Source organism: Bradyrhizobium symbiodeficiens, assembly GCF_002266465.3.
Taxonomy (GTDB): domain Bacteria; phylum Pseudomonadota; class Alphaproteobacteria; order Rhizobiales; family Xanthobacteraceae; genus Bradyrhizobium; species Bradyrhizobium symbiodeficiens.
Genome location: NZ_CP029427.2, coordinates 3,843,417 through 3,866,898 on the forward strand (window position 1 = coordinate 3,843,417; position 23,482 = coordinate 3,866,898).

Annotated in this window: 22 protein-coding genes; 8 read left to right on the forward strand and 14 right to left on the reverse strand. The window is 65.3% G+C overall.

Annotated features, from left to right (window positions below; all coding sequences use genetic code 11):
- Window positions 1-3: 3 nt before the first annotated feature.
- From CIT39_RS17730 to CIT39_RS17740, 3 genes are all read right to left on the reverse strand, one after another.
- Window positions 4-423 (reverse strand): carboxymuconolactone decarboxylase family protein, encoded by a 420-nt coding sequence (locus CIT39_RS17730; protein ID WP_094973962.1) that lies wholly within the window; start codon window positions 421-423, stop codon window positions 4-6.
- Window positions 356-787, reverse strand: coding sequence for a MerR family transcriptional regulator (locus CIT39_RS17735; RefSeq protein ID WP_094973963.1), 432 nt, complete (start codon window positions 785-787; stop codon window positions 356-358). Before CIT39_RS17735 ends, CIT39_RS17730 begins: the two co-directional genes overlap by 68 nt.
- An 87-nt stretch (window positions 788-874) precedes the next feature.
- Complete coding sequence (locus CIT39_RS17740; protein ID WP_094973964.1) at window positions 875-1,822, reverse strand: hypothetical protein; 948 nt, start codon at window positions 1,820-1,822, stop codon at window positions 875-877.
- Between the two features lie 290 nt (window positions 1,823-2,112).
- Between CIT39_RS17740 and CIT39_RS17745 the strand changes: the two genes are divergently transcribed.
- Complete coding sequence (locus CIT39_RS17745) at window positions 2,113-2,754, forward strand: hypothetical protein (RefSeq protein WP_094973965.1); 642 nt, start codon at window positions 2,113-2,115, stop codon at window positions 2,752-2,754.
- Window positions 2,755-3,021: 267 nt separating this feature from the next.
- The gene (locus CIT39_RS17750) at window positions 3,022-4,212 is read left to right on the forward strand and encodes an acetylornithine transaminase (RefSeq protein ID WP_094973966.1); all 1,191 of its coding nucleotides are present in this window, start codon (window positions 3,022-3,024) and stop codon (window positions 4,210-4,212) included.
- Between the two features lie 62 nt (window positions 4,213-4,274).
- Here CIT39_RS17750 and CIT39_RS17755 read toward each other — a convergent pair whose 3' ends face one another.
- From CIT39_RS17755 to pcsA, 3 genes are all read right to left on the reverse strand, one after another.
- A complete protein-coding gene (locus CIT39_RS17755) occupies window positions 4,275-5,249 on the reverse strand; it encodes a quinone oxidoreductase family protein (RefSeq protein WP_094973967.1) in 975 nt (324 codons plus the stop codon).
- Window positions 5,250-5,324: 75 nt separating this feature from the next.
- On the reverse strand, window positions 5,325-6,059 hold the full coding sequence (locus CIT39_RS17760; RefSeq protein ID WP_094973968.1) for a TerC family protein: 735 nt from the start codon (window positions 6,057-6,059) through the stop codon (window positions 5,325-5,327).
- Window positions 6,056-6,823, reverse strand: coding sequence for a phosphatidylcholine synthase (gene pcsA / locus CIT39_RS17765; protein ID WP_094973969.1), 768 nt, complete (start codon window positions 6,821-6,823; stop codon window positions 6,056-6,058). Before pcsA ends, CIT39_RS17760 begins: the two co-directional genes overlap by 4 nt.
- A gap of 85 nt (window positions 6,824-6,908) precedes the next feature.
- On the opposite strand from pcsA, the gene CIT39_RS17770 reads away from it, so the two are divergent.
- The gene (locus CIT39_RS17770; RefSeq protein ID WP_094973970.1) at window positions 6,909-8,093 is read left to right on the forward strand and encodes a UbiH/UbiF family hydroxylase; all 1,185 of its coding nucleotides are present in this window, start codon (window positions 6,909-6,911) and stop codon (window positions 8,091-8,093) included.
- Between the two features lie 6 nt (window positions 8,094-8,099).
- Here the strand turns inward: CIT39_RS17770 and CIT39_RS17775 are convergent, their stop codons facing one another.
- Window positions 8,100-9,053, reverse strand: a complete 954-nt coding sequence (locus CIT39_RS17775) for an AEC family transporter (protein ID WP_094973971.1) — start codon at window positions 9,051-9,053, stop codon at window positions 8,100-8,102.
- 106 nt (window positions 9,054-9,159) lie between these two features.
- Between CIT39_RS17775 and hspQ the strand changes: the two genes are divergently transcribed.
- Window positions 9,160-9,492 (forward strand): heat shock protein HspQ, encoded by a 333-nt coding sequence (gene hspQ / locus CIT39_RS17780; RefSeq protein ID WP_094973972.1) that lies wholly within the window; start codon window positions 9,160-9,162, stop codon window positions 9,490-9,492.
- Window positions 9,493-9,569: 77 nt separating this feature from the next.
- Here the strand turns inward: hspQ and CIT39_RS17785 are convergent, their stop codons facing one another.
- Entirely contained in the window at window positions 9,570-10,373 is an 804-nt protein-coding gene (locus tag CIT39_RS17785) for an invasion associated locus B family protein (protein WP_094973973.1), read from the reverse strand.
- Window positions 10,374-10,634: 261 nt separating this feature from the next.
- Between CIT39_RS17785 and CIT39_RS17790 the strand changes: the two genes are divergently transcribed.
- From CIT39_RS17790 to CIT39_RS17800, 3 genes are all read left to right on the forward strand, one after another.
- Window positions 10,635-12,479, forward strand: a complete 1,845-nt coding sequence (locus CIT39_RS17790) for an extracellular solute-binding protein (protein WP_162308553.1) — start codon at window positions 10,635-10,637, stop codon at window positions 12,477-12,479.
- Between the two features lie 4 nt (window positions 12,480-12,483).
- Window positions 12,484-13,986: an AMP-binding protein gene (locus CIT39_RS17795; RefSeq protein WP_094973974.1), complete on the forward strand. Its 1,503-nt coding sequence runs from the start codon at window positions 12,484-12,486 to the stop codon at window positions 13,984-13,986.
- Window positions 13,987-14,072: 86 nt separating this feature from the next.
- Complete coding sequence (locus CIT39_RS17800) at window positions 14,073-15,296, forward strand: hypothetical protein (RefSeq protein ID WP_094973975.1); 1,224 nt, start codon at window positions 14,073-14,075, stop codon at window positions 15,294-15,296.
- A 38-nt stretch (window positions 15,297-15,334) separates the two neighbouring features.
- Here CIT39_RS17800 and CIT39_RS17805 read toward each other — a convergent pair whose 3' ends face one another.
- The 5 genes from CIT39_RS17805 to CIT39_RS17825 form a co-directional block, all read right to left on the reverse strand.
- Complete coding sequence (locus tag CIT39_RS17805) at window positions 15,335-15,571, reverse strand: hypothetical protein (protein ID WP_094973976.1); 237 nt, start codon at window positions 15,569-15,571, stop codon at window positions 15,335-15,337.
- An 18-nt stretch (window positions 15,572-15,589) separates the two neighbouring features.
- Window positions 15,590-15,742 carry a hypothetical protein gene (locus CIT39_RS17810; RefSeq protein WP_155526025.1) on the reverse strand — a complete coding sequence of 51 codons (153 nt, stop codon included), beginning with the start codon at window positions 15,740-15,742 and terminating at the stop codon, window positions 15,590-15,592.
- Window positions 15,743-15,950: 208 nt separating this feature from the next.
- Complete coding sequence (locus CIT39_RS17815; RefSeq protein ID WP_094973978.1) at window positions 15,951-16,160, reverse strand: cold-shock protein; 210 nt, start codon at window positions 16,158-16,160, stop codon at window positions 15,951-15,953.
- Between the two features lie 250 nt (window positions 16,161-16,410).
- Entirely contained in the window at window positions 16,411-19,929 is a 3,519-nt protein-coding gene (gene mfd, locus CIT39_RS17820; protein ID WP_094973979.1) for a transcription-repair coupling factor, read from the reverse strand.
- Window positions 19,926-20,216, reverse strand: a complete 291-nt coding sequence (locus tag CIT39_RS17825; protein WP_094973980.1) for an FAD assembly factor SdhE — start codon at window positions 20,214-20,216, stop codon at window positions 19,926-19,928. The genes mfd and CIT39_RS17825 overlap by 4 nt, the downstream gene beginning before the upstream one ends.
- 216 nt (window positions 20,217-20,432) lie before the next feature.
- On the opposite strand from CIT39_RS17825, the gene recG reads away from it, so the two are divergent.
- A complete protein-coding gene (gene recG / locus CIT39_RS17830) occupies window positions 20,433-22,541 on the forward strand; it encodes an ATP-dependent DNA helicase RecG (protein ID WP_094973981.1) in 2,109 nt (702 codons plus the stop codon).
- Here the strand turns inward: recG and panE are convergent.
- The gene (panE, locus tag CIT39_RS17835; protein WP_094973982.1) at window positions 22,538-23,467 is read right to left on the reverse strand and encodes a 2-dehydropantoate 2-reductase; all 930 of its coding nucleotides are present in this window, start codon (window positions 23,465-23,467) and stop codon (window positions 22,538-22,540) included. The genes recG and panE overlap by 4 nt on opposite strands.
- Window positions 23,468-23,482 lie beyond the last annotated feature (15 nt).

The following is a 23,482-nucleotide window of genomic DNA, read 5'->3' on the forward strand; positions in this document are numbered from 1 at the left end:
GCGTCATGTGCCGTTGCCCGGCGCCTGCTGTCCGTCATGCGCGGCGAACACCTCCTTGGCGGCGAACAGCCCGTTCAGCGCCGCCGGGAAGCCCGCATAGACGGCCATCTGCATGATGACCTCCACGATCTCGTCGCGAGAAAGCCCGACGTTCAGACCCGCCTCGATATGCACCTTGAGCTGAGGCGCGGCATTTCCGAGTGCCGTCAGCGCGGCGATCGTCGCGATCTCTCGATCGCGCAGGCCGAGGCCCGGGCGACAGTAGATGTCGCCGAAGGGAAACTCGATCACGTATCGTGCGAAGTCCGGAGCGATGTCGGCGAGCGAAGCGATGACTTTCTCGCCGGCATGGCCGTCAATGCGTGACAGGGCCCGCTGACCGCGATCGAAGCGGCTTTCGGCTTGTGTTTGGGCGTGCGTCATTTTCCTTCGTCCTCTGTTCGTCGCCGGCATAGCCGGCGATCTTGGTATCAAGGACGAGCAGGCATTCCTGGAGTTCGGCAATCTGCGTGCGAACCTGTTCCCGGTGGACTTCCAGCATCTGCCGCCGGGTTGGCCCGGTCGCGTCGCCTTCGTCACGAAGCGCCGCATAACGCAACATGTCCCGGATCGGCATTCCCGTGGTCTTGAGCCGACCGAGGAATGCGATCCAAGTGAGAATCGAAGCGTCAAAGTCACGCTGGCCGGAGCGATCCCGGTCAGCGTATGGCAGCAGCCCGATGCGCTCATAGTAGCGCAGCGTGTGCGTCGACAGGCCGGTTCGCTTTGCAAGGTCGCCGATCTTCATGGGTGCCCGTTCTCGTACTGACGCACGTACAGATACCCCTTCGAGCGCACTCTAAGTCAAGGGGGATCTATCGAGGGATGCCGAGCTTCAATATCCCGCCAGCCATTTCGGCACCCAGCGTTCGGGACGCGGGGCTCTGGCCAGATCGGCTTTCGCTTCGGCAAGCAGCGCCGGCTCGCCGTCGATGGTCGGACGCACGTCGTATGCGAAGTTCGGCATGACGCGGCCATCGGCATAGAGGCCAAATCTCATCGCGAACCACAGCCCGAGTTCCGGCTGGGCCTTCCGCATCTCCTCGCGCAGGTCGCGCAGCAGGGATTCGATCGAGGCGGCTTCCGCGAACGGCTGCGGGCCGCGTGAAAGAACGCGGGCCTCGTACTGCTGGCCGACAATCGCGACCTCGAAATGCGTCTTGTCCCATGCATCCTTGCCCTTGGGCAGATGCGCAGCCAGGCGCCAGCCAAGCTCCGCCATCAGGCGGTGATTGGCCCAATAGTCCTCGCGATCGCGGCTCCACTTTTCCACGAAGCCGCGAAAATCCGGGAGCTCCGCTGCGCCGTCATCACACGCCGCCTTGTCGCCGGCCGCCTGCCCCGCGAGCCATTGCGCCAGCTCGACGGTCTGGCACGCGACCTCTTCGTGCGGCTTCAGATCGCTCCACGCCTTTTCGAATTGCTGCGACGTCAGCTTCGCCAGCAACCCGTCGAGGCTTGGCGCGAGCAACTCATGGTCGCCCTCCGAGCCAAGCCCCACGATCGGCGGATTGTCGCGATCGAGACCGGCACCATACCAGCCGCCGACGGCCGATCCGTCCGGCAGCCGCATGAACAGCGAAAACCTGTCGCGCAAGGGACTACCGTCGAAGATCGGCGCCTGATCGGAGAACTGGCCTTGCAGGGAGAAGCAGCCGACGCTGCCCCACGGTCGTCCCTTCAGCCAATCGGCAAAGTCGACCAGGAGCGATGGCACCTCGATGCCGGGCGGAAACGCGCCGCGAATGCTGTCGAGGTCGATCGGGTAAGGCGTATCGGACAAGGTTCAAAGCTATCTGTTGGTCCCGCCCCTCTTGGTCTGTCCCCGGCGATATCCGGTTCGAGCCAATTTTCGCGCTTCGATCACAAACGCGCTAGAGGCGTGAAAGTTTCCGTCGAAAGACGCGGTGAGATTCGCTCGCGACGGGTTCGGAAAAGTTACCACAAATTTCTCGCGCATCATCCACGCGGGCGACGACACGAGCCGGCAATGCGACACTATAATGCATTCACGCAGAGGTCACGGACTCGTCCTAACTCTCGCTCGCTTTTCAACGCGAGCGAGGAATGAGGATGAGCCGTCTCTCGGACATGCTGCGCACGCAGCGCTTCGACGATTACCGCTTCTACCACCAGAGCACTGTCAACCAGACATTGCACCTGATCAGCGCCGTGATCTTCCTCGGCTGCTACGCGCTGTTGTTCGCAGACCCCGCACTTGCCGGCATCGTCGGCTGGCTGGCGATGCTGACGCGGCAGACCGGGCATTTCTTCTTCGAGCCGAACGGCTACGACGCCGTCAACGACGTCAGCAACGATTACAAGGAGGCGGTGAAGGTCGGCTACAACCAGACCCGCAAGATCGTCCTGCTGCTGGTCTGGGGCAGCGCGCCGATCGCCCTGTACGCGTTCCCCGCCCTGTTCGGACTGTTCGATCCGCCCGCCACGCGTCTCGATTTCGTCCGTCACGTCGGCGCGCTCTGGCTCGCGATCGGCATCGGCGGCGGCCTCATTCGCATGATCCAGCTGTTCGTCACCCGCGACGTCACGACTGGCCTCGTCTGGGTGTTCAAGGTGCTGACTGACCCCTTCCACAACATCGCGCTGTACTGGAATTCGCCGCTCAAGCTGATGCGCGGCGAGTTCATCGATAGCGCGATTGCGGACGCGGATTGGGGCGACGAGGATACCGAGCAAGCCGCCCACCTGACCTGACCGATGCACGCCAGGCGGGTGTTCGGCAAAACGCCCGCTTGACAAAGCCCGGCATTCGCATGTATTGCCGCGCACCATGATCAACCGGACCCACCAGCGCACCGAAATGCTCCGCCGTCGCTCCCGCGACGACGAGAGGGTGCGCCATGTCCGACGACGCCGCTGAACCACTAGAATTCAGCCGAGTTTTCGAGAAGGCCGCACCCGCAAGGTGCGGCCTTTCTGCTTTTTGCGCCCCATTTCCACCCGCCTCCAGAGGAGTACGACATGACCACGCATCCGTATGACGCGCTGATGGACATCACCGCACGGCCCAAGGCCGTGTTCGTCCGCGGCGCGGGCTCCTACCTCTGGGACGACAGCCGCAAGCGCTATCTCGATTTCGTGCAGGGCTGGGCCGTGAACTGCCTCGGCCACTCCCCGTCCGTCATCGCGGAAGCTCTTGCCACGCAAGCCAACCGGCTGCTGACGCCGAGCCCGGCCTTCTACAACGAGCCGAGCTTGAAGCTGGCGCAAGCGCTGGTCGACAACAGCGCTTTCGACCAGGTGTTCTTTGCCAATTCCGGCGCTGAGGCCAATGAAGGCGCGATCAAGCTCGCGCGGAAGTACGGCAGCCTGCACAGAGGTGGCGCGTTCGAGATCATCAGCTTCGAAGGCGGCTTCCACGGCCGAACGCTGGCGACGATGTCGGCCTCGGGCAAGAAGGCGTTCGAGCCGCTGTTCGAGCCGAAGGTCGCGGGCTTCAAGAAGGCGAAGCTGAACGACATCGCCTCGGTCGAGAAGCTGATCAACGACAACACCGTCGCGGTGATGCTCGAGCCGATCCAGGGTGAGTCAGGCGTGTGGCCTGCGACCGATCAGTTCCTGCAGGAGTTGCGCGCGCTCACCAAGGCGCATGGCCTGCTGCTGATCTTCGACGAGATCCAGACCGGTATGGGACGGACCGGAAAACTCTTCCACTACGAGCACACGGGGATTGCGCCCGACATCATGACGCTCGGCAAGGGCATTGGCGGCGGCGTGCCGCTCGCCGCGCTGCTCGCGACCGAACATGCCTCCTGTTTCGAGCACGGCGACCAGGGCGGCACATTCAACGGCAACCCGCTGATGTGCGCGGCGGGGCTCGCCGTGCTCGAGGAGATCGGCAAGCCCGACTTCCTGAAACAGGTCGCCGAGACCGGCCTGCTGCTCGAAAGCGAGCTGCAGAAGGTCTCGGCGCGGCATGGTCTCGGCGGCGTGCGAGGACGCGGGCTGCTGCTGGCGCTCGACCTCAAGCTGCCGATCGCGCCCGGCATCGTCGCGCAGGCGTTCGAGGCAGGCGTGCTCCTCAACGCGCCGCAGCTCGACACGCTCCGCTTCATGCCGGCGCTGAACGTCACGAAGGCAGAGATCGCCGAGATGATCGATTGTCTCGACGGGATTCTGACCAAGGCCGGCGCGGCACGGCGGGTGGCGTAGCGACGGTCTCGTGCCCCGGCTCAGCAGCGTAAGAACGTTGCAGCGCGTCCGGGACACGAGAACTACGGCTTCAAGATCGAAGCCCCCGTGGTCTTGCGGCTTTCGAGATCGATATGCGCTTTGGCGGCGTCCTTGAGTGCGTAGGCGTGGTTGATCGGCACGTGCAGCTTGCCGTTGATGACCGCGGCGAACAGTGTGTCGGCGCCTTCGAGCAGCTCCTTGCGCGTCCCGACGTAATCATTGAGCTTCGGCCGCGTCGCAAACAGCGAGCCGTGATTGTTGAGCTCGGCGATCGAGAACGGCGGCACCGGACCTGAGGCGTTGCCGAAGGAGACGAACATGCCGCGCGGCTTCAGGCACGACAGCGAGCCCGGGAAGGTCGCCTTGCCGACGCCGTCGTAGACGACGTCGCAGCCCTCGTTGCGGCTGATCTGCTTGACGCGCGCGACGAAATCCTCCTCGTTGTAGAGGATGACGTGGTCGCAGCCATTGGCTTCGGCGAGCTCGGCCTTTTCGCGCGAGCCGACCGTGCCGATGACGTGGGCCCCGAGCGCCCTCGCCCATTGGCAGGCCAGAAGGCCGATGCCGCCGGCGGCGGCATGGATCAGCACGCGGTGATGCGGCTCGACCTTGAAGGTCTTGTGCAGGAGATACCAGACCGTCAGCCCCTTCAGCATCAGCACGGCGCCCTGCTCGTGGGTGATGTGATCGGGCAGCTTGACCAGCTTCTCCCAGGGAATGTTGCGCTCGCCGGTGTAGGCGCCAAGATTGTGGTAGTAGGCGACGCGGTCGCCGGGATGGAAATTCGTCACGCCCGGCCCGACCGCGATGACTTCGCCCGAAGCCTCGTTACCGACTATGAAGGGCAGCCCAGGCGCCTTGTAGAGACCGGTGCGATAATAGACGTCGATGAAGTTCAGGCCGACCGCATGCTGGCGGATGCGCACTTCGCCGGGGCCGGGCGCCGGAACATCGACGCTCTCATAGACCAGGGCTTCGGGGCCTCCGACCTTGTGCACACGGACCGCTTTGGTCATCTTCTGACCTCCTCTTCTCAAAGGCCAGCGAAAGACATCGCGCCCGCCTTGTCAACTCGATGCAGCTGGAACGCCTTAAACCGGCGGCTTGCTGGTCTTCCTGCGATTGCGCTTGGCCAGCACGTTGAAGAATTCGACCGCCGCCGAGAACGCGATTGCGAAGTAGATGTAGCCGCGCGGAATGTGGAATTGGAGACCTTCCGCGACCAGCGCGACGCCGATCAGCACCAGGAACGCCAGCGCCAGCATTTTCGTGGTCGGATGCTCCGCGACGAAGCGCGCGACCGGGCCTGACGAAATGTACATGATCAGGCAGGCGATCACGACCGCCGCGACCATGATCTCGATATCCTCAGCCATGCCGATCGCGGTGATGATCGAATCCAGCGAGAACACGATGTCGATGACGATGATCTGGACGATCACCCAGAAAAAGGCGCTGCCGCCCGATTTCTGATCCCCCTCACCGTCATCGGCCTCGACCTCGGCGTGGATCTCGTGCGTCGCCTTGGCGATCAGGAACAGGCCGCCGCCGATCAGGATCAGGTCGCGCCAGGAGAAGCCGTAACCGGCAATCGAGAACACCGGTGCGGTCAGGCCGATCAGCCAGACCAGCAGGCTGAGCAGGATGATGCGAAAGATCAGCGCCAGCGCGAGTCCGATCTGGCGGGCGCGATGCGCCTGCTTTTCGGGGATGCGCGAGACGATCACGGAGATGAAAATGACGTTGTCGATGCCGAGCACGATCTCGAGCGCCGTCAGGGTGAGCAGCGCCGCCCAGGCTTCGGGGCTGGTCAGCAGATGCATCATCCGAACGACCGCACCAGCCGGATCAAGGCGTCGCTGAAGCTGATCCAGAGCGCGATCGCACAGAGTGCGACGGTCACGCCGGCGCCGACGCGGAAATCCATCTCCAGCACGTAGAGGCCGAGCAGCGCCCAGATCGCGATCAGCGACATCGTCAGCCAGCGCAGCCGCACGACGCGGACCGGATGCAGCACGTGGAACGGCACGAAGGTCAGCACGACGAGCGCGGCCACCAGCAGCGTCGACCACAGCGGCGGCCAGTGCAGCAGGAACAGATAGAACGCCGCCGCATTCCACAGCGCCGGGAAGCCGCGGAAATGATTGTCGTCCGCCTTCATGCGCAGATCGGCGAAATACAGTGCGCTGGTGACGATGATGGCGACGCCGAGCAAGGGCGCCGCGACGGGGAGCAGCAGGCCGCTGGCGACGATCGCGTAGGCCGGCACGAAGACATAGGTGACGAAGTCGACCACGAGATCGAGCACGTCGCCCGACCAGTTGGGCTGCACGTTCTTGACGTCGAGCCGGCGCGCGATCGGACCGTCGATCGCGTCGATGATCAGGGCCACACCCAGCCATTGAAACATCGCCGCCCAATGCTCGCGCACCGCCTCCAGCATCGCCAATAGCGCGATCGCCGCGCCGAACGCGGTAAAGATGTGCACCGAGAAGGCTGCGGCGCGGATCGCCGGTTTCGGCTTCAGGGAATCCTGCTGGGTATCCATGGCTTCTGCTATCAGAATGCGACCGGTTTGCACATAAGCCATTGCGGCGTGCAGTCGCACAATTCGTCATAAAATCAGAAATATAGGTGGGCTTGAATTTGTCGCCGAGCGTGTCAATTGTCTTTCCATGACAGACGCATCGACAATGCATGACACGGCCGTGATCGGCGGCGGACCGGCTGGACTCGCAGCGGCCATTGCACTGGCGCAAGCGGGTGCACGGACCGCGCTGGTGGCGCGGCGTGTGCCCTATGCCGACAACCGCACCACAGCGTTGTTAGGCGCCTCCGTCGATCTCCTGGAGTCCCTCGACGTCTGGCCGCGCTGCAACGGCAAGGCCGCCGCGCTCGAGGTCATGCGCCTCGTCGACGACACCGGCCGGCTGTTCCGCGCCCCTGAGGTCCGGTTCTCCTGCCACGAAATCGGCCTCGACGCGTTCGGCTACAACATCGACAACCGTTCACTGATGCTGGCGCTCGAGGAGCGCGCGGCCGAGCTGCCCACCCTCGTCCGCCTCGACGACGAGGCCGAGAGCATCGTGATCGAATCCGATGACGTCGCGATCCGCACCGCGTCCGGACGGTTTCTCTCGGCTCGCCTCGTGGTCGGCGCCGACGGCCGCCATTCGCTGTGCCGGGAAGCTGCCGGCATCGCAGTGACGCGGCGCGAGCTGACACAGACCGCGCTGACTTTCAACGTCGCTCACACGCGGCCACACCGCAATGTCTCGACGGAGTTCCACACGCCGCACGGTCCCTGCGTGTTCGTACCCCTGCCCGGCGACCGCTCCAGCATCGTCTGGGTCTCGGCGCCTGCCGAGGCCGAACGGCTCCGTGGCCTCAGCGACGCCGAGTTGTCGGCCGCGATCGAGAAGCAGTCGCATTCGATCCTGGGACGCATGACGGTCGAGCCCGGCCGCAACCTGTTCCCGCTGGCGATCGAACGTCCGAAATCCTTCGGCCGCGACCGCATCGCTCTGGTCGGCGAAGCCGCCCATGTGGTCCCGCCGATCGGTGCCCAGGGCCTCAATCTCGGCCTGCGCGATGCCGCCGATATCGCACGGCTCGCGGCCGAAGCCATTGCCGCCGGCGAGGATCCGGGCACGGACGAGGTGCTCAAGCGCTACGACCGCGCACGTCGCCCGGACATCCTGAGCCGCACCTTTGCGATCGACATCGCCAACCGCTCGCTGCTCAACGATTTCCTGCCGCTGCAGCCGGTCCGCGCCGTCGGCATGCACCTGCTCGGCGCCATCGGCCCGCTCCGCCGTTTTGCGATGCGCGAAGGCCTGACGCCGACCTGGCGAAGGTAGAGCCGCTCACGGGAATGCCAGCCGGCCACTCTGAAGCAGCCACATCACGCTGGTCAGCGTGACCACCGACGCAAACGTCCCGAGCAGCACCGCCACGGAAGCAGACTCGATCCAGGCATCGTTCTGCCGGGCGATGACGAACACGTTCAGCGCCGGCGGCAGCGAGGCCATCAGCACGGCGGTCGCAGCCCAGGGCTGCGCGAACGGGCCGAACGCGAGCATCAGCCCGAATACCGCGAGCGGATGGAACAGCAGCTTGATCGCGATCACGCCGGGCACCTCCCATGGCACACGGTCGAACGGCCGCAGCGCCACGGTCACGCCGAGCACGAACAGCGCAGTCGGGGCCGCCGCGTTCTGCAGGAAGGTAATGGTGCGATCGAGCGCGACGGGCATCTCGATGTGCAGCGATGCGAAGGCCGCGCCAAAACAGGCCGACATGATCAGCGGGTTGAGCACGATCTGCTTCAGCACCACGCCGAAGGCATGCACGATGGAGGGATGATCGCGGTCGGACAGCTCGATCAACAGCGGCACGATCGTGAACAGGAAGATGCTGTCGCAGCAGAAGATCAGCGCGGTCGGCGCCGACGCCTTCGATCCCAGCACCGCAAGCGCCAGCCCCGGCCCCATATAGCCGATATTGCCGTAGCCGCCCGAGAGACCTGCAAGCGTCGCCTCACGCAGCGTCAGCCGTCCCAGAACCTTGCCGACCACCAGCGCCAGGGTGAACGCCGCAACCGTGGACAGCGTGGTCGCCACCAGGAACGGCGGGTTGTTCAATTCCGAAAACGGCGTCTTCGACATGATCGCAAACAGCAGGGCCGGCAGCGACACGTAGAGCAGGAAGAAGTTCATCCACGCGAGGCCCGATTCCGGCAGGGACTTGACCTTGCCGCAGGCGAAGCCGACGAAGATCAAGCCGAAATAAGGTAGCGCCAGATTGAGGATATCGACCATTGATGAAGCGTTTTCTGAAGACTCGGGGGCTATCTGCCCCCAAAGTGAACGTTAATTCCAGATGAGGCCACTAGCATCGGCCACAATCCTGGTCTATCGACGAGGAATGATTAAAGCGCGGACCGCCAAATTCCAGATCGGACAGGTCGTACGCCACCGGATCTTCTCGTTCCGGGGCGTGATCTTCGACATCGATCCGGAATTCAACAACACCGAGGAGTGGTGGCTGTCGATCCCCGAAGAGGTGCGGCCCCACAAGGACCAGCCGTTCTACCACCTCCTCGCTGAGAACGCGGAGTCGGAATACGTCGCCTACGTCTCGGAGCAGAACCTTCTGCCCGACGATTCCGGCGAACCGGTCCGGCATTCCCAGGTCGCCGAGATCTTCGTCAAGGACAAGACCGGCGGCTATCGCCCCCGCAATCCCTCGCTGAACTAGGTTTTCTTCACCACTAGCCAGCCAAGAAAAAAGGCGCTCGATAGAGCGCCTTTCTCATGTCGGGGATATGGTGCCGATTACTTCTGACCCGCCGGGGCGGCGCCACCGCTCTGCTGCTGCTTCTTCTGCAGTTCCTCGGCCTTCTTCTGAAGCTCTTCCTGAAGCTTCTTCTGGTTTTCCTCGAACACCTTCGGATCGGTCGGCGGACCGTCATAGGCCTTCTGGAATTCGCCGGCGAGCGGCAGCGGCAGGGTCAGCGGCGCGCCGTTGGCGTTGATCGCCTGGACGACGAGATTCTGGCCCTTCTTCATGCTGTTGATGAGCTCGGGGGTCGCCTCGTAATCGGACATGCAGCCGTTCTGGAAGCAGATCACATAGGGCTGCTGCAGCGGCGCGTTGCTGTCCACGATGATCCGGGTGCCGTGCACGAGCTGCATGCCGAGCGGCAGCGTCACGCGCAGGATCTTCTTGGGCTCGCCTTCCGGCTCGATGATGACGGCAGCGATGACCGGTTGGCCCGATTCGATGCGGCCGTCCTTGCCGGTGAAGCAGACCTGCTTGGCGTTGGCATCCTGGCCCTTGAGACAGAACTTGGTCCAGGGGGCGTAGATCAGCTGGATCTGCTGATCAGCCGGCTGGGCCGCGCCCTGCTGCGCCGGAGCGCCCGGGGCCGGAGCCTGCTGGGCCTGCGGGGACGCTGCGGGCGCCGGAGCCTTGGGAGCAGCCTTGGGAGCGGCTTTCGGAGCCGCCTTGGGCGCGGGCGCGCCCGGAGCCGGCGCCTGGGCCTCGGCGGCAAACGGAACGACCAACGCCGTCGCCGTCAACAGGGCGAGAAGTCGCCCACGCGGCCGGACGGACGCGGCCAAGTAACGGAAATTCATTGCAGAAAACCCTTTCTGAACGGGAAGCGCCCGAACCGCTCCGAAGCGCCGAGCCTGGCCGCCTTGGGCGCGGCTCTCTTCCCGTCAATTGAGGCAGATAAGTGACGGGCTCGGCGCTCTTGCGCGATTGCCCGCCTTCTTAACGTGGCCGACGAAAAGATCAATGCCGACAACCGTCTTTGGCCACATCCGCAGCTGCGCCCCGTGAAATTCCCTGTGATAGGATTCAAGGCCAGCCGGTCCTCGAATCAACGTGTGCCGATGTTCAAGTTCCTGCGCCTCTTCGAGGGCCCCGGTCTCCGCCTTTGCGTCCTTGCCTCAGCGCTCTCGCTCGGGCTGTCCGCTGGCAGCACGCGGGCCGAGGAAGCCCATGCCATCGCGATGCACGGCAAGCCGGCCATGCCGGCCGATTTCACCCACATGCCCTATGCCAATCCCGATGCCCCCAAGGGCGGCCGCCTGACCTGGGGTGTCCTCGGCACCTTCGACAGCCTCAATCCCTTCATCGTGAGGGGATTGGCCGTGCAGCAGATGCGCGGCTACGTGGTCGAGAGCCTGCTCGCGCGCGGCAATGACGAACCGTTCACGCTCTATGGACTGCTCGCCAGGAGCGTCGAGACCAACGACGAGCGGAGCTTCGTCACGTTCCGCCTCGATCCGCGCGCCCGGTTCTCCGACGGCACGCCGGTCACGGCCGAAGACGTGCTGTTCTCCTGGCAGCTGCTGCGCGATCACGGCCGCCCCAACCACCGGCAGTACTACGCCAAAGTCGCCAGGGCCGAAGCTGCCGATCCCCTCACCGTCCGCTTCGACCTCGCAGGCGCCAACGATCGCGAGCTGCCGCTGATCCTCGGCCTGATGCCGATCCTGCCCAAGCACGCGGTCGACGTCGCGACCTTCGAGGAGACGACGCTGGCGAGCCCGATCGGCTCCGGGCCCTATCGCGTCACCGCGGTGAAGCCCGGCGCGAGCGTCACGCTCACGCGCAATCCCGACTATTGGGGCCGCGACCTCGCCATCAACCGCGGGCTCTACAATTTCGACGAGATCCGCCTCGACTATTTTCGAGAGGCCAACGGCCAGTTCGAAGCCTTCAAGCGCGGCCTCTACGATTTCCGAATCGAGCACGAGCCGCTGCGCTGGCACGAGGGCTACGATTTTCCGGCTGCCAAAAGCGGCGAGGTGATCCGCGATACCGTCAAGCCGGGCCTGCCGCAGCCATCCGAATTCCTGGTGTTCAATACCCGCCGTCCTCTATTCGCCGACATCCGCGTCCGCCAGGCGCTGACGCTGCTGTTCGATTTCGAGCTGGTCAACCGCAACTACTTCTTCGGGCTCTATTCGCGCGTGGCCGGCTATTTCGCCGGCTCCGACCTGTCGGCCTATGGCCGGCCCGCGGGCGCGCGCGAGCGCGAGCTGCTGAAACCCTTCGCGGCGCAAATTCGGCCCGATATCATGGACGGCAGCTACCGCTTGCCGGTGACCGACGGCTCGGGACGCGACCGCACCACGCTGCGCGCGGCGCTGAAGCTGTTGTCGGAGGCCGGCTACGAGCTCGACGGCACGGTGCTGCGCAACCGCGCGACCAAAGCGCCCTTCACCTTCGAGATCCTGGTCACGACCCGCGACCAGGAGCGGATCGCGCTTGCGTTCCAGCGCGACCTCAAGCGCGCCGGCATCGAGCCGAGCGTCCGAACTGTCGATCCCGTGCAGTTCGACCAGCGCCGGCTCGCTTACGAATTCGACATGATCCAGAACCGCTGGGACCAGTCGCTGTCGCCCGGCAACGAGCAATCTTTCTATTGGGGCAGCGCTGCGGCCGACAATCCGGGGACCCGCAACTACATGGGCGCCAGGGATGGCGCGGTCGATGCCATGATCGCCGCTCTGCTCGAGGCCCGTGAACATACGGATTTCGTCTCGTCGGTGCGGGCGCTCGACCGCGCCCTGATCGCGGGCTTCTACACAATCCCCCTGTTTAACGTATCCGAGCAATGGATCGCGCGGTGGAATCGGATAGAACGGCCCAAGACCACCTCGCTCTCGGGCTATTTGCCGGAGACCTGGTGGTCGAAAGGGCAGCCGCAAGCTCATCAAGCAAAGTGACGCCGTGAACCAGCCAGCCATATCGCCGACGCTCGACACGTTGTTTCAGCGCACGCTGATACGGCAGCCGCACGCGCTCGCTCTGCTCGATCCCCTCAACAAGGCCCGCGTGACCGGGCACCAGCCGCGGCGGATGACCTATGCCGAGGCCGACACGGCGATCGAGGCGCTGTCGGCCTATTTCGTCGAATCGGGCCTGCCGGCCAATTCCGTCATCGCGATCCAATTGCCTGCGACGGTCGAGTTCGTGCTCACCGTGCTCGCCGCCCATCGCGCCGGCCTCGTCGTTGCGGTGCTGCCGCTGCTGTGGCGGCATGCGGAACTGACCGCGGCGCTGAACCGCACCGCGGCGCGCGCCATCGTCACCACGAGCACGGTCGACGGCGTCAGCTATGCCGATCTGGCGATGCATGCGGCCGCCGAAGCCTTCTCGATCCGTCATGTCTGCGGCTTCGGCACCGATCTGCCCGAAGGCATGGCTTCGCTGGACGATGTGCTGGCCCGCCCGCCCGGCACCACGCGCGCCGTGATCCAGGACGGCCGCAAGGCGGCGATGATCTCCTTCGACGTCACGGCGGAAGGCTTTCGCCCGGTGCCGCGACCGCATTTCAGCCTGATCGCCGGCGGCCTTGCGATGTCGCTGGAAGCCGACATCAGGCAGGGCGCGACAATGATGGCGGCGTTCACGCCGATGTCGTTCGCAGGCCTCGCCTCCTCGCTCGCGGTGTGGCTGCTCTCCGGCGGTGCGCTGGCGCTGCATCACCCGTTCGAGAACGAGGTGCTGGAGCGGCAGATCAACGAGCATGAATGCGACGTGCTGATCGCGCCTGCACAGCTTGCGTTGCGCCTCGGCGATGCCGACCTGGCGGCGCGAATGCCGTCCTTGCGCAACGTCATCGGCCTCTGGCGCGCGCCCGAGCAGGTGGCGGCAAGCGATGCTTGGATCGCTCCGCATGCGCCGCTGACCGACGTCTACCTGTTCGGCGAGGCCGGGCTGTTCGGCGCCCGCCGCGGCGAGGACGGCATGCCTGTGCCGGTGATGCCCGGGCCGCACGGCGCCCCTCGCGAGCAATCCGGCTCGTCCATTGCCGGCGAGATCCTGCTGACGCCAAAGGGCACGCTCGGCCTGCGCGGCGCGATGGTGCCGATCGCGGCCTATGCGCCGCCGCAGCCGGTCGGCGACACGCTGATCGCGCAGCCGCCGCGCGACTATGTCGACACCGGCTATGCCGCGCGGCTCGACCGCCCGAGCGGCGCGATCTGCATTACCGCACCCCCCTCCGGCATCATGGCCGTCGGCGGCTACCGCTTCCTCTCCAACGACCTCCAGGAATGGGCCCGCCGGCTCGGCCAGGGCGCCCTGCTCACCGCGCTGCCCGACCGGCTTTCCGGCCACAGGCTGGCCGGACGCGCCCAGGACAACACCCGGGCCCGCGAGGCGCTCAGCGAGCTCGGGCTTAACCCCTTGATGGTCGAGGCTTTTCGCGACCGCTCCGGCCCGGCCTAGGCGCAGTTTCGCCTGGTATGTTGACGCCGCATTAAGGCGGCCAAACTAGATTGCACGGCATCTGTCGCGTGATCAGAGTTTGTCGAATGTCCCAGGCGGGCCCGATCCTGTTTGTGTCCAATGCCGAGCGGCCGCCCTTCATCGCGGCGCTGGACGAGGCCCGGCTCTTTCCCGTCGTCGACACCGACTGGGCCAGCGCAGCGCGCGCGGTCGAGCAGGTCCAGCCGGCCGTCGTTCTCGCCGAGATATCCGGCGGTTACGAACCGCATATCGCGCCGCTCGCAAGGAAGATCGCCGACCAGTCGCCCTACCTTCCCTTCGTGGCCCTCGATGCTTCAGGCGCGCTGCCCCCCAACGCCCTGCCCTTCTCCTCGCATAGCGGCAATTCCGACCGCCTGATCGCGCGGCTTCGCGCCGCGCTGCGCGTCCGCACGCTTCATGCCACGGTGCTGCGCCGGCTGCCGGAAGTGAAGGTCGCGTTGCCGGAGGGCGATCCCGCCCGCGATGCCACCGTGCTCCTGATCGGCCGCGGCGCGGCTTACCCCGCGCTCTCCGTCGCGCTCGGCGAACGCGCCGGTGTCATCGGTGCGCTCTCGATCGAGGCCGCGGCGAAGCATCTCAACACCCGTGACCTCGACGGTGTCGTACTCGCCGAAGGTTTTACCCCCCGCGTCACCGACGCCTTTCTTACGGTGCTCGCCGAGGACACCCGCTTCCGCAGCCTGCCGGTGATCCTCACCGCGCACCAGCTGACACAAACTTACGACCTGCCCAATCTCGAGCTGATCCCGGGCGAGCCGGCGAAGGTCGCGGCCAATGCGCTGCCGCTGATCCGCCAGCACGCGATGGAAGCGCAATTGAGCCGCACGCTGCGCTCGATCGACGCCGGCGGCTGGCTCGATCCGCGCAGCGGCCTGCTGACGGTGGAAGCCTTCGCCCGCGATTTTGCCAAGGCGGTGGAGCACACGCTGGCCCGCGGCGGCGGCCTGTCCGTCGCACGCTTCGCCTTCGACCCCGGCAATTCCCGCGCCCAGCTCGATGCCGCCCGCATCCTCAGCCGGCTGATGCGGCAGATGGATTTCGGCGCCGCGCAGAAGGACGGCTCGGTCATCGTCGTGTTCGCGGAAACCGACTTCCGCACCGCCCACATGATCGCCCGCCGCCTCTCGGCGGTGATGCGGCACACCTCCAACGGCAAGCACGAGATGCGCAGCGATCCCGTCGTCAGCGTGGATTCGCTGTCGCCGTCGGACACGGCGCGGTCGCTGCTCGGGCGTCTTTCGGCGGACGCGTCGCGGGCGGCGTCGTAATCATCCGCCAGCGTTCGATGCCGTCGGAGCTCGAACGCTCAAATCATCATGAGCTTGATCTGGCCGTTCTCAACGGTTCCCATCGCGAGAGCGTCGCGCGCCATCTTCTCGACAGCCGGCCAATTCGCCAGAAGGTATCTCTGCGCCTGCACTTTGGTGGGGAAATTGGTTTGCAGAAGACAGCTCTGCCGCGCGTTCCCATTCGCGATCTGAAAGGACACTGCCTGGGGCCCCTCTCTAAGCTCTTGCTCGGTGGGCTGGGGAAGCTTGCGCATGCTGCTCCTTCTCCTGGCTCAGCGAACCGGTGCGGCGTCCCCGGACGCCAGATCGGCGGGAGCCGTCCCGGCCGCGATCCTCCTGGATTTCGACAGCCGCTGCGGCTCAAGGCCTGGCTGCGTATTGCGCACCGCCTCGGTCAGCATCAGGCGGAGCTCCGCCTTGGTCATGGGAGCTTGTCGCGTGGTCGACTTCTGCCAATTGCTCATAGAGTCTATATGGGGATCTTTGCGCGAAATGCGACCATTGGCGTTCTCATTCGCGATGGGTGGCAGCGGATGCAAAAAACCCGCGGCCGATGAACGGTCGCGGGTCCAGAAATCAGAAGCTCTGCCAGTACATCCGTGGTCAAAGCAACGTCATGGCGATTGCGGCAGCCTATGCGGCGCGCAGATCCTCAGCAGCAGACTTGCCGGTCTTGCGGTCTGCAACGATCTCGAAAGAGACCTTCTGCCCTTCGTTGAGGGTATTCATGCCGGCGCGTTCAACGGCGCTGATATGAACGAACACATCCTGGCTTCCCTGGTCCGGCTGAATGAAGCCGAAACCCTTTTGGCTGTTAAACCACTTCACAGTTCCCGTCGTCATTGGGGTCGTCCTTTGAGATAGATAAGCGTTTGGCCACGCTCAAAAGCGCGGTCGGTGTCGTCGAGATCTGGAGGGATTGTCGTCAGTCAGGCGCGCTCGAAAGCGGCGAGGCCAAGTCGTTCGGCCGAAACTCGATAATTGAATATGGCTGTTGTTCGGTCGTTCCGCAAGGGGCCATATGTCGTTAATTCGAGATTAGGTGCCTGCGCAGTGTTTCGCGCTGCGCAGGCACCTGAAACACGACAGCCTGCTACGCCGCCTTCTTGCTCTGCGCGAGTTGCGCGAGCTGGCGCATGATCTCCGTGGTGCCGACGAGACGCTCTTCCGGCGTCTCCCAGTCCTGCAGGAATACCACCTTCATGTCGGGCCGCACCTTGGCGGCCTGGCCGTAGCTGCGGATGAACGACACCAAGCGGTCGGGATGCGCGAAGGAATTGTCGCGGAAGGCGATGACGGCGCCCTTCGGGCCGGCATCGATCTTCCCGACATTGGCGCGGCGGCAGAACGCCTTGATCGCGGCGACCTTGAAGAGGTAGCGGACCTCGTCCGGCAGCACGCCGAAGCGATCGCGCATCTCGGCACCGAAATTCTCGATCTCCTCCTCGCTGTCGAGATCGGCCAGACGCCGGTACAGCGACAGCCGCACCGAGAGATCGCCGACGTAATCCTCCGGAATGAGCACGGGCATGCCGATGGTGATCGACGGCGACCAGCGGTCGGCGGCTGGCTCGGACACGCCGGCCTTGAGGTTGACGATCGCCTCCTCCAGCATCGATTGATAGAGCTCGAAGCCGACCTCCTTGATGTGGCCCGACTGCTCCTCGCCGAGCAAATTGCCGGCGCCACGGATGTCGAGGTCGTGCGAGGCGAGCTGGAAGCCCGCGCCCAGCGTCTCCAGCGATTGCAGCACGGTGAGCCGGCGCTCGGCCTGCGCGGTGATCTTCTGCTGCGCCGGCAGCGTGAACAGCGCATAGGCCCGCAGCTTGGAACGACCGACACGGCCGCGCAGCTGATAGAGCTGTGCAAGGCCGAACATGTCGGCGCGGTGCACGATCAGCGTGTTGGCGTTGGGGATGTCGAGGCCGGATTCCACGATCGTGGTCGACAGCAGGATGTCGAACTTGCCGTCGTAGAACGCCGTCATGATGTCCTCGATCACGGCGGGCGGCATCTGCCCGTGTGCGACCGCGACCTTCATCTCCGGCACGTTCTTGTCGAGGAAGTCCTTGACCTCGGCGAGGTCGTCGATGCGCGGCACCACGTAGAACGCCTGGCCGCCGCGGTAACGCTCACGCAGCAGCGCCTCGCGGATCATCAGCGGATCGTGCGGGGCGACGAAGGTGCGCACCGCGAGGCGGTCGACCGGGGGCGAGGCGATGATCGAGAGCTCGCGGACGCCGGTGAGAGCCAGTTGCAGCGTGCGCGGGATCGGCGTCGCCGACAGCGTCAGCACATGCACCTCTGCACGCAGCGCCTTCAGCCGTTCCTTGTGCGTGACGCCGAAGTGCTGCTCCTCGTCGACGATGACGAGGCCGAGATCGCGGAACTTGATCGCCTTGCCGAGCAGCGCGTGGGTGCCGACCACGATGTCGACGGAGCCGTCGGCGATGCCCTTCTTGACCAAATTGAGCTCTTTGGTCGGCACCAGGCGCGAAGCCTGCGCCACGTTCACCGGAAAGCCCTTGAAGCGCTCGGTGAAGGTCCTGTGGTGCTGACGCGCCAGTAGCGTGGTCGGCACCACGACCGCGACCTGCTTGCCTTCGAGCGCAACGGCAAAGGCGGCGCGCAGCGCCACCTCGGTCTTGCCGAAGCCGACGTCGCCGCAGATCAGCCGGTCCATCGGACGACCGAGCTCGAGGTCTTTCAGCGTGGATTCAATCGCCCCTAACTGGTCCTCGGTCTCGTCATAGGGGAAGCGTGCGCAGAACTCGTCATAGATGCCCTGCTGCACCGGTAGCTTGGGCGCCTCGTGCAGATGGCGCGCGGCGGCAATCTTGATCAGCTCGCCCGCGATCTCGCGGATGCGGTTCTTGAGTTTTGCCTTGCGGGTCTGCCAGCCGGAGCCGCCCAAACGATCCAGCTCGACCGTGGTCTGGTCGGAGCCGTAGCGCGACAGCAGCTCGATGTTCTCGACCGGCAGAAACAGTTTTGCCTCGGCGGCATAATGCAGCTCGAGACAGTCATGCGGCGCGCCGGCGACGTCGAGCGTCTGCAGGCCGACGAAGCGGCCGATGCCGTGATCGGCGTGGACGACGATATCGCCGGCCGCAAGGCTCGTGATCTCCGAGATGAAATTATCGAGCTTGCGGCTGGCCTTGCGCGTCCGCACCAGGCGGTCACCCAGAATGTCCTGCTCGCTGATTAGCGCGATCTCGTCGGTTTCGAAACCGGCCTCCAGGCCGAGCACGGCGAGCATGGTCTCGTTGCGCGGAGTCGCCTGCACCGTCCGCCAGGCGTTGACGCTGGTGGTGTGAGCGAGCTTGTGGTCGCGCAGCATCGAGGTCATGCGATCGCGCGAGCCTTCGCTCCAGAGTGCAATCACGACCTTCTTGCGGTTCGCCTGCAGGCCCATGACATGCGCGACGACGGACTCGAACACGTTGACCGTGCTGTCGTTACGCTCGGGCGCAAAGTCGCGGCCCTTGCGGGCGCCGGCATCAACGACCGAAGTGCCGTCGGCCGGCACGGCGAACTGCGTCAACCGCGCCAGCGGGATGTCGGCAAGGCGCTTGGCCCACTCGTCCTCGGTCAGATAAAGCCGGTCCGGAGGCAGCGGCTTGTAGATGGCGCCACCGGCTGGATGCTCCATGGCATCGCGGCGGGCCTCGTAATAGTCCTGGATCTGCTTGAAGCGCTCGCGGACCGCGTCCTCGGCCTGCGGTTCGATGGCGACGGCCGCGCCTTGCAGATAGTCGAACAGCGTGTCCATCCGGTCCTGGAACAGCGGCAGCCAGTGCTCCATGCCGGGATGACGGCGGCCTTCGCTGACGGCCTCGTACAGTGCATCGTCACGCTCGGGCGCGCCGAACTCGGCGACATAGCCCATGCGGAAACGGCGGATGGTGTCGGTGACGAGCTGGAATTCCGAGATCGGCACCAGGTCGAGCGCGCGCATGTCGAGCAGCGTGCGCTGGGTCTCGGCATCGAAGGTGCGGATCGATTCCAGGCTGTCGCCGAAGAAATCGAAGCGTACCGGCTGATCGAGGCCGGCGGGGAACAGGTCGAGAATGCCGCCGCGCACGGCATATTCGCCGGGCTCGCGCACGGTCGAGGAGCGGTTGTAGCCGTTGTGCTCGAGCCAGGCGACGATGGTGTCCATCGGCACGACGTTGCCGGGCGCAACCGACAGCGCCTGCGCCGCGACGAGCTCGCGCGCGGGCACGCGCTGCACCACCGCGTTCACCGTGGTCAGCACGATCAGCGGTTTGTCGCTGCCGGTGAGCGAGGCCAGCCGCGCCAGCGTGGTCAGACGTTGCGCCAGGATACCGCCATGCGGCGAGACGCGGTCATAGGGCTGGCAGTCCCAGGCCGGAAACTGGAGCACCGGCAGATCGGGCGCGAAGAATTGCAGCGCGCGTTCGAGCTGCTGCATCCGTGCCCCATCGCGGCAGACCACGGCAAGACTGACGGCCGGCTTTTTCGGCCGCGCCGCGATGGCCCGGGCGAGATCGGAGACCACCAGGCCTTCGGCGCCTTCCGCGACATTGGCAAGCGTGACCGCGCGGCCGGGCGTGAGCAGCTCGGCCGGCGACTTCAACCCAGGTTTCATAGATTGCCGTCCGTGATCGGGAACGCCTTGATGCGGGCAAACAGCGCGCCGGTGACAGCAGCTGGCAGCACCTTGTCGCCGGTGATGGCGGCATAGAGGTCGGGATCGGACTCTTCGAGCAGGGTCTCGAGTTCGGTCAGCTCCGCGTCGGACAAATTGCCGATCTCGGCATCGGCAAAGCGGCCGAGGATCAGGTCCATCTCGCGCGTGCCGCGGTGCCAGCAGCGGAACAGCAGCCGCTTGCGGCGATTGTCCAGCCCGTCACTCGATCGTGTCGTTCCCGTCATGTCTCAAATCCAGTCAAACGCCGAAAGCCCGGACGTGCCGGGCCGGGGTGATATAGCCATTGGGACCGCCCATGTCAGCACTTTGTTGCGGCAGTTCGTCCCTCCAATCCGTCATGGCCGGGCTTGTCCCGGCGGTCCACGTCGGGCCGAAAAAAAGACGTGGATGCCCGGCATAAACCCGGGCATGACGGCGATGAACAATCTTAGATTCCCCTGATGCGCCCCAGCCTGCTCAATCCGCTGTTTGCCCCCGTGACCAGCCTGCCCGGCGTCGGTCCGAAACAGGACAAGCTGCTGCAGTACCTGCTCAGCCGCAGCGAGACGCCGCGACTGGTCGACCTGTTGCTGCATCTGCCGAGCCAGGTCATCGACCGCCGCGCCCGGCCGAAGATCCGCGACGCGGCGGTCGGAACCATGGTGACGCTGGAGGTCACCGTCGACCGCCACCGCCCGCCCCCGCCGCGCAGCGCGCGCGCGCCGTATCTGGTCTATGCCAGCGACGACACCGGCGACGTCGTGCTGACCTTCTTCCGCGCCAAGCCCGGCTATGTCGAAAAGCTGCTGCCAATCGGAGAGAAGCGCTATGTCTCCGGCACGCTGCAGATGTACGACGGCACGCCGCAGATGGTGCATCCCGATCGCGTGCTCGACGAGGAGGCCATTTCAAAGCTCTCCGGCATCGATCCGGTCTATCCGCTGACGGAGGGCCTCGCGCTCGGCTCGCTGCGCCGCGCAGTCGCGCAGGCGCTGCTCAAGCTACCTGCCCTGCCGGAATGGATCAGCCCGGAGGTCATGCGCCGCTGCAATTTTCCTGCAATCACCGAGGCGTTCAACCGCGTCCATCAGCCGGTCGAACTGACGGACATCCTGCCCGATCAGCCGTTCTGGTCGCGCCTGGCCTTTGACGAACTGCTCGCCGGCCAGCTCGCGCTCGCGCTGATCCGGGCGCAGCTGCGCCGGCCGGCCGGCGTGCGCAATGCCGGCGACGGTCACCTGCGCAACAAGATCATCGACGCGCTGCCCTATGCATTGACGGTGTCCCAGCGTGACGCGGCCGCGGCGATCGCCAGCGATCTGCAGCAGCCCCTACGCATGCTCAGGCTGCTGCAGGGCGATGTCGGCTCCGGCAAGACCGTGGTCGCGCTGCTGGCCGCGGCAGCCGTCACGGAAGTCGGCAAGCAGGCGGCGCTGATGGCGCCGACCGAAATCCTGGCGCGCCAGCACATCAAGACCATCGCCCCTCTCGCCGAACGGGCCGGCATGCGGGTGGCGATCCTCACCGGCCGCGAGAAAGGCAAGGAGCGGCGTGAATTGCTGGCGCAGCTCGAAGCCGGCGAAATCGACCTGCTCGTCGGCACCCATGCGCTGATCCAGGACGACGTGATCTTCCACGATCTCGCCCTCGCCATCGTCGACGAGCAGCACCGCTTCGGCGTGCGCGAACGGCTCGCGCTGACATCCAAGGGCGAGGCGGTCGACGTGCTGGTGCTGAGCGCGACGCCGATCCCGCGCACGCTGGTGCTGACTTATTTCGGCGACATGGACATCTCCGAGCTGCGAGAAAAGCCCGCCGGCCGCCAGCCGATCGAAACCCGCACCATCTCGATCAGCCGTCTCGCCGAGGTCACGGACAGCATCGGCCGGGCCCTGGAGGCCGGCAAGCTGGTCTACTGGATCTGCCCGCTGGTCGAGGAATCCGAGGCCGAAGGCACCGAGCACCTCACCAACGCGACCAAACGTTTCGAGAGCCTGCAGAAACGGTTCGGCGAGCGCGTCGGCCTCGTCCACGGCCAAATGAAAGGAGCCGAGAAGGACCGCGTGATGGGCCAGTTCGCTGCCCACGAGATCGGCCTCCTGGTCGCGACCACCGTGGTCGAGGTCGGCGTCGACGTGCCGGCGGCGACCATCATGGTGATCGAGAATGCCGAGCGCTTCGGCCTTGCCCAGTTGCACCAGTTGCGCGGCCGGATCGGACGCGGCTCGGAAGCCTCGACCTGCCTGCTGCTCTACTCGGAACCGCTCGGCGAGATGTCGAAGGCGCGGCTGAAGGTGATCCGCGAGACCACCGACGGTTTTCGCATCGCCGAGGAGGATTTGAAGCTGCGCGGCGAAGGGGACGTGCTGGGCGTGCGCCAGAGCGGCCTGCCCGGCTACCGCATCGCGCGCTCGGAGGTCCACGGCCAGCTCATCACCCAAGCGAGAGACGAGGCGCTGCGGATCCTCAAGGACGATCCCAAGCTGAAGGGCGAGCGCGGCGAGGCGCTGCGCTGCCTTTTGTATCTGTACGAGCGCGACGAAGCGATCCCGCTGATCGGGGCGGGTTAGCCCCCTGCCCTTCGTCGCCCGACTTCGTAAGCCGCCACATGCGCGCGAGCCAGATCCAGCAGCGGTGTCTCGATGCCGAGCGTACGGGCTCGATTGGCCATATCGCCCAGAATATGCTCCGCCTCGGTGATCGAGCCGCGCTCGATATCGCGCAGCATCGAGGCTTTCAGCGGAGAGTCCAAGGTCGTGAAGAGCTTCCGGTCAAACTCGATGAACGGCGCGCGTGGCTCGAAACCCGAAGCCGTTGCGACCGCGCAGCATTCAGCAAACAGGCGAAAAATGGACTGCTCGCCGTTGGGCACGGCCAGGATGTCTCCGATGCTTGCGCGCATTAGGCAGGTGATGCCGGCGAGCGTCGAGAGCTGGACGAATTTCTCCCACATGTCCTGCATGATTGCTTCGCTGGCACGCACGTCGATACCGGGGACCTGGAGCAGCTTCTCCAGCGCGAGCGCACGCTCGCTCAGCGCGCCTCCTACCTCACCGAAGACGATCGTTTGATTGGCCATGAAGTGAACGACACGACCATCCGCATCGAGCCCGGCGCTGACATTCGCGAGCCCCCCGAGCACGTGCGCGGCGCCGAACCTGGTGGTGAGAGCGTCGATATGTTTCAAGCCGTTGAGTATCGGAAGAACCATCGTGCTGAGTCCGATGGCGGGCGCAAACTGGCTCATCGCGTCATCGAGCGAGTAGGCTTTCACGCCGACCAGCACGACATCGAACGGCTCCCTGAGATCGCCGGCCGCAAGAAGCTTCGGCTGCACGGCGAAGTCACCGTGCGGGCTGACGACCTGGAGTCCGTTCCGCCGCAATTGCTCCGCCCGCTTCTCGCGCACAAGAAAGCTCACGTCTCGGCCTGCTCGCACGAGGCAAGCACCGTAATAGCCGCCCAGCGCGCCCGCGCCGATCACCAGCACTCTCATTCGAACTCCCACGAC

What these genes read in the sequence shown, in the direction of transcription:
- CIT39_RS17785 (WP_094973973.1), bottom strand. Translation starts at nt 10,373, where the DNA reads ATGAATTTCCGTTACTTGGCCGCGTCCGTCCGGCCGCGTGGGCGACTT.
- CIT39_RS17760 (WP_094973968.1), bottom strand. Translation starts at nt 6,059, where the DNA reads ATGATGCATCTGCTGACCAGCCCCGAAGCCTGGGCGGCGCTGCTCACC.
- mfd (WP_094973979.1), bottom strand. Translation starts at nt 19,929, where the DNA reads ATGAAACCTGGGTTGAAGTCGCCGGCCGAGCTGCTCACGCCCGGCCGC.
- CIT39_RS17730 (WP_094973962.1), bottom strand. Translation starts at nt 423, where the DNA reads ATGACGCACGCCCAAACACAAGCCGAAAGCCGCTTCGATCGCGGTCAG.
- CIT39_RS17815 (WP_094973978.1), bottom strand. Translation starts at nt 16,160, where the DNA reads ATGACGACGGGAACTGTGAAGTGGTTTAACAGCCAAAAGGGTTTCGGC.
- CIT39_RS17735 (WP_094973963.1), bottom strand. Translation starts at nt 787, where the DNA reads ATGAAGATCGGCGACCTTGCAAAGCGAACCGGCCTGTCGACGCACACG.
- CIT39_RS17810 (WP_155526025.1), bottom strand. Translation starts at nt 15,742, where the DNA reads ATGACCAAGGCGGAGCTCCGCCTGATGCTGACCGAGGCGGTGCGCAAT.
- CIT39_RS17825 (WP_094973980.1), bottom strand. Translation starts at nt 20,216, where the DNA reads ATGACGGGAACGACACGATCGAGTGACGGGCTGGACAATCGCCGCAAG.
- CIT39_RS17805 (WP_094973976.1), bottom strand. Translation starts at nt 15,571, where the DNA reads ATGCGCAAGCTTCCCCAGCCCACCGAGCAAGAGCTTAGAGAGGGGCCC.
- CIT39_RS17750 (WP_094973966.1), top strand. Translation starts at nt 3,022, where the DNA reads ATGACCACGCATCCGTATGACGCGCTGATGGACATCACCGCACGGCCC.
- CIT39_RS17790 (WP_162308553.1), top strand. Translation starts at nt 10,635, where the DNA reads ATGTTCAAGTTCCTGCGCCTCTTCGAGGGCCCCGGTCTCCGCCTTTGC.
- CIT39_RS17800 (WP_094973975.1), top strand. Translation starts at nt 14,073, where the DNA reads ATGTCCCAGGCGGGCCCGATCCTGTTTGTGTCCAATGCCGAGCGGCCG.
- CIT39_RS17755 (WP_094973967.1), bottom strand. Translation starts at nt 5,249, where the DNA reads ATGACCAAAGCGGTCCGTGTGCACAAGGTCGGAGGCCCCGAAGCCCTG.
- CIT39_RS17745 (WP_094973965.1), top strand. Translation starts at nt 2,113, where the DNA reads ATGAGCCGTCTCTCGGACATGCTGCGCACGCAGCGCTTCGACGATTAC.
- CIT39_RS17770 (WP_094973970.1), top strand. Translation starts at nt 6,909, where the DNA reads ATGACAGACGCATCGACAATGCATGACACGGCCGTGATCGGCGGCGGA.
- panE (WP_094973982.1), bottom strand. Translation starts at nt 23,467, where the DNA reads ATGAGAGTGCTGGTGATCGGCGCGGGCGCGCTGGGCGGCTATTACGGT.
- pcsA (WP_094973969.1), bottom strand. Translation starts at nt 6,823, where the DNA reads ATGGCTTATGTGCAAACCGGTCGCATTCTGATAGCAGAAGCCATGGAT.
- CIT39_RS17775 (WP_094973971.1), bottom strand. Translation starts at nt 9,053, where the DNA reads ATGGTCGATATCCTCAATCTGGCGCTACCTTATTTCGGCTTGATCTTC.
- hspQ (WP_094973972.1), top strand. Translation starts at nt 9,160, where the DNA reads ATGATTAAAGCGCGGACCGCCAAATTCCAGATCGGACAGGTCGTACGC.
- recG (WP_094973981.1), top strand. Translation starts at nt 20,433, where the DNA reads ATGCGCCCCAGCCTGCTCAATCCGCTGTTTGCCCCCGTGACCAGCCTG.